The organism is Hydrocoleum sp. CS-953, assembly GCF_002260545.1.
Classification (GTDB): domain Bacteria; phylum Cyanobacteriota; class Cyanobacteriia; order Cyanobacteriales; family Microcoleaceae; genus Trichodesmium.
Map to the genome: position 1 here is coordinate 1 of NZ_LGSU01000862.1, position 5,098 is coordinate 5,098.

Here is a 5,098-nt window from a genome sequence, read left to right on the forward strand (position 1 = left end):
ATAAAATATAGTAGTTAGGAGCCAGAATTAATTAATCTTTTATCTGGTGAATTTCCAACGAATCAAATACTACTAAATCTAAGATTTGCTAGAATTTTTAAGACAATTTATTCATCCATTCCTACATAAAAAATTTAATTCTGACTCCTGAATTATCTATTGCTCAACCTACATAAATTCTCGTGGATCTGTCACATATCCAGTCAGTGCTGAAGCTGCTGCTGTGTAGGGAGAAGCTAAATAAACTTGTGCTTGTTTATTCCCCATTCGACCAGGAAAATTACGATTAGTTGTAGACACACAAACTTCTGGTTCATTTAACCGCCCAAATGTATCTTTTGGTCCGCCTAAACAAGCAGCACAAGATGGAGCAGCAGGTTCAATACAACCAGCATCTAAAAATATTTCAGAGAGGGTTTGACCATCATGTTTGACAGCAAATAAATCCTCATAAACTTTCTGAGTTGCTGGTACTAAATAAGTTGGAACTTTAACTTTATGACCTTTAATAAGTTTCGCTGCATGAAGAAAGTCAGAAGTTTTTCCACCAGTACAAGAACCAATATAAACTCTGTCAATTTTAACATCCTGACAGTTACGGGCGAGTTCTTTATTATCTGGAGAATGGGGTTTAGCTACTACAGGTTCTAATTTTGTCACATCATAAGAAGCATCACTATAAAACGTAGCATTCTCATCAGTATAAAAAGACTCAAATGGTTTATCGGTTCGCCCCCGCAAATATTCAAAGGTAGTCTCATCAGGAGCAATAACTCCATTTTTACCCCCAGCTTCAATGACCATATTGCAGAGGGTCATCCTTTCTTCCATTGTCATTTGTCCCACAGTTTCGCCAGCAAATTCCATTGTTCTGTAGGTAGCACCAGATACAGAAATATCTCCAATAATTTGCAGTATTAAATCTTTTGCCAATAAATAATTTGGCATTTCTCCATTTAAGACAAACCGCATAGTTGCTGGGACTTTGACCAATAGTTTGCCTGTACCTGTAATAAAGGCGGCATCAGTATTACCGATACCTGTGGCAAATTCTCCAAAAGCTCCTGCATTACAAGTGTGAGAGTCAGTGCCGAATAATACTTCTCCAGGACGGGTATGACCTTCTTGGGCTAGAGCAACATGGCAAACTCCTTTGTAGTCTGGGTTTGCTTTGAAATTTGAGCGATCGATAATATCGTAGAAGTATTTGATATTTTGTTCTTGGGCAAAGTCTCGCAAAATATCTACGTTACGATTAGCTCGTGGGTCAGCAGTGAAAATATAGTGGTCTGGTATAAGGACGATTTTTTCTTTGTCCCAAACTTTGGCATCTTCACCAAATTCTCGTTTGAATATGCCAATAGTACCAGGACCACAAACATCATGGGTCATTAATACATCAACGTTGATCCAAATGTTTTCTCCTGGGGTAACGGTAGATTTTCCTGATGCTTTGGCCAGGATTTTTTCAACCATGGTCATTGCCATAAGCGATCGCTCCACTTGTGATAATTTGATACTTTTATAGATGTATTTTAGACAACCTATAGTCAAAGGAAGAAGAAAGAAGAGAAAAGGTCAAGTATTTATATCAGCTTGTTTTAGATATTCTATAAGTCTGGGTCATACTGCTTTAACTCCTATATTTTTTCTTTATAAGCTCCGATTTTAATTTTGCTTAATTTTGGGAGTTTTGAAAGCTAAATTTGACACATATCATATATAGATGAATAAATTATTTTGGTGAAGTTGACTGATGGCAAAAATATTAACAGGTAGCTATTGAGAGTTAAGATGATTATGTTAAAGCAATAATTAGGATTATAAATAGCTTTTGTTCGGAAGATGATAGATATGGAATTTCAAACACCAGCTCAAGCAGAATGTTATTCAAAAATTTATCGACTGAGATGAAACATATAGAGATGAATAAATTATTTTGGTGAAGTTGACTGATGGCAAAAATATTAACAGGTAGCTCTTGAGACTTAAGATGATTATGTTCCCACAATAATTAGGATGATAAATAGCTTTTATTCGGGAGATGGTAGCTCTGGAATTTCAAACATCAGCTCAAGCAGAATGTTATTCAAAAATTTATCGACTGAAATGACACATATAGAGATGAATAAATTATTTTGGTGAAGTTGACTGATGGAAAAAATATTAACAGGTAGCTCTTGAGAGTTAATATGATTATGTTCAATAAATATTAGGATTATCAATAGCTTTTGTTCGGGAGATGATAGATATGGAATTTCACACACCAGCTCAAGCAGAATGTTATCAAAAAATTTATGGTTGGATGGAAGAATTATTTAGTGATTATCCTTGGGAAAAACTTGATGAACCAGGGTTTAGTATATTTTTAGGTTCTGCTTGGGTGGAAGTGAGAGTTTATCCTTGGGGTGAGGATAGTGTTATTAAGACTTGTTCTACTGTGGTTATTGGGGCTGAATTGAAGTCTGATTTACTAGAATTTTTATTGCGAGAAAATAGTAATATGCAGTTTGGTGGTTTTTCTTTAGATGCTGATGGAAATATTTTATTTCAACATAGTATAGTTGGTTCTACTTGTGACCCAAATGAATTAGAAGAGTCTGTTTTGGCAGTGTTGGAAGTTGCTGATGATTATGATGATAAAATTGTTGAAAGTTGGGGTGGTAAACGAGGGTTAGATATTCCACCTCAATAGTTTATTAAGGAAGGAAGAAAGAAAAATTAGAAAGCAATAAAGAGGTTGAAAAATCTCTATAGATGATTTTTTTCAGGAACTGAATTTTTGGCGTTGCATCATCATGGAATAATTGTGATATCTGCCAAAAATTTTTCTTTATCTAGCCATAGTTTCAGCTTCTGTAAACCAGAATTATTATCCTGGAACTATGAACTAATTTTCATGCTTTTTATTTTTCATCTTTTCTAAAAAACAGACTAAAGCTATGTTATTAACATTAAATATTTTCAATAAAATCTTCAACTTACATAATGTTAAAGTCTAAGCATTCAGCTCTCAGGAATAAAAATGAATGAACCTAACTTGATTTTAACTTCTACTACATTTTTAATCAGAGTATTGAAGCACAAGAAAGACTCGGTTGAGTTGTAAACCAATACAATTCTGTGGTAGGAAATGAGTTAATAATTCATAGCTGTTTAGCTAGCGCACAACTTTCCTGACGGAATGCTCCGCAAACGTTTTATATGTCGCAAAGCGAAACGCTGCGCGACATGGAAAGCGGAGCATTCCCTATACGAAAAAGCAAAGCTCCTCTGTTAGCGCAGCTCCTCCGCAGGAGGCAGGAGGCAAGAGGCTAGCTGAATGCTGACGTTAAAGTTATAGATAAATTTGTTGCTTAATTTGAAATTAATATTAAAATGAATCTAACTAATTTAGAAATTTTTGAGCAATTACATGAAGCTGTAAAAGGTTTACTATGGATGAGTGAATCTGATTATACCTTTGAAGCTTTAATTTGGGAATTTGGTGAAAAAATTTCACTGGATAATGAAGTAGTTTTGAAAATTACTAAACATTCTTTGGATACTCCAGTTAAAGTCATAGAATTTGATAGTTTTTTTCAATGGGCAATTACACCTAAAAATTGGCATAATTCAGAAGATGCTGATACAGTGAACAGATATCAGGAACTTGTCAGGATTATGAAACAATATTTAAGTGATTTAAAAGTCTATAAAGTGGGTGAAATTGAAATTGATGTTTATATAATTGGTAAGACTGATGTTGGAGACTATGCTGGTTTAGCTACAGTTTCTATTGAGACCTAAAATAATGGATAATGGATAATGGATAATGGATAATTAATAATTAATAATGGATAATAAAAACTATCTTTAATTAGAGTTTGCTGATTAATTCTCAAAGTATTGACATACAAAAGTAAGTGGATTTTTAGAGCCAAAAAAAGGTGCAACTCTTGAAGCTGGAGCAACCAAAAAGTTAGGGTTTTGGGCAGACTATGGCAGCAAAATCACTCTGATAATTCTTCCGACTATCTCCTCTAAATTTCCCACTCCTTCTGACTCCTGATTCCTACCCCTACTACTCATACTTTTTCATCAAACCCTAATTATCAATTATTAATTATTAATTATTAATTATCAATTATCAACTCGACTTTCAATCACATCTTGAATTTCTTTTGGAACTTTTGAAAGAAAATCATAACCAGTAGCAGATTCAATTTTATCTACAGAAACTCGGTAAGCTTTCCAATCACTTCTAATCCGATTTGAATTAGGCATATCCACTGCAATAACTCTAGTATTTTTGTTAACTCCTCTCACACCAACACCAGGTTTTAAAACTACTATAATTTTCCATGTTCGACTAGGAATAGTTAGTTTTCCTCCGGCAATAGTTGATTTTTTTCTATATCCTCCAGCGATAATATAAAGTTCATTTCCTGCTTCTACAAGTTCGCGAGAATATTGTTCTAATTCACGCCAAGTTTCCCGATTATTATCTGGAGCTTGAGGAATTATATTTGTCATTAAAAATGTGGCTGAATTATCTTTTTCATTAGCAGTACGATCTGCTGAAGGAATTAAATGTCCTCTGTCATAACCACTATTTCTATAATCATTTGGTCTAACATTATACCAGTCTTCAGGTAAACTCTCATCTGGGCGAAAATTATCCTGTCTTTCTACATTTCCTAACCAAGATTTATTTAATTGCCAACTTACCCAGTTTGCTGTTCCTTTCTTTCGGTTATATGACAATACATATTGCGGTTTTTCCATTAAATAATTATCTGAATTTTCAATAGAATTTGTGGCATTACTTGGATTTCCTAAAGTTATATGAACTTTGGGAGATGGTTTAAAAAGTAGAGAACATCCATTGGTAAGTGTAAGTAAAAGTATTGTGATTCCTAGAGTAATTTTTCGGGATAATTTTAGCATTTTGTATCCTTTTGTTTGTTAGTTTTACTAGAACTTTTTCAGTCATTAGTTAGAATATATCTATATTGATTGTACTATTTTATTGTAGGGGTTTGGTCTCTAAACCCAAGCCAACATAAACCTATCCTACTATTGTTAAAAACCTGATTAGACTGTTTGTAAAAGGAAT

General features: G+C 33.7%; 4 protein-coding genes. 2 read left to right on the plus strand and 2 right to left on the minus strand.

What is annotated here, in order from left to right:
- Nucleotides 1–168: 168 nt before the first annotated feature.
- Complete coding sequence (locus AFK68_RS11230) at nucleotides 169–1,488, minus strand: 3-isopropylmalate dehydratase large subunit (RefSeq protein ID WP_094672815.1); 1,320 nt, start codon at nucleotides 1,486–1,488, stop codon at nucleotides 169–171.
- A gap of 763 nt (nucleotides 1,489–2,251) precedes the next feature.
- Here AFK68_RS11230 and AFK68_RS11235 point away from each other — a divergent pair.
- Entirely contained in the window at nucleotides 2,252–2,695 is a 444-nt protein-coding gene (locus AFK68_RS11235) for a YbjN domain-containing protein (RefSeq protein WP_094672816.1), read from the plus strand.
- 683 nt (nucleotides 2,696–3,378) lie between these two features.
- Entirely contained in the window at nucleotides 3,379–3,789 is a 411-nt protein-coding gene (locus AFK68_RS11240) for a nuclease A inhibitor family protein (protein WP_094672818.1), read from the plus strand.
- A 333-nt stretch (nucleotides 3,790–4,122) separates the two neighbouring features.
- Here AFK68_RS11240 and AFK68_RS11245 read toward each other — a convergent pair whose 3' ends face one another.
- Nucleotides 4,123–4,929, minus strand: a complete 807-nt coding sequence (locus AFK68_RS11245) for a DNA/RNA non-specific endonuclease (protein ID WP_094672819.1) — start codon at nucleotides 4,927–4,929, stop codon at nucleotides 4,123–4,125.
- Nucleotides 4,930–5,098: the final 169 nt, after the last annotated feature.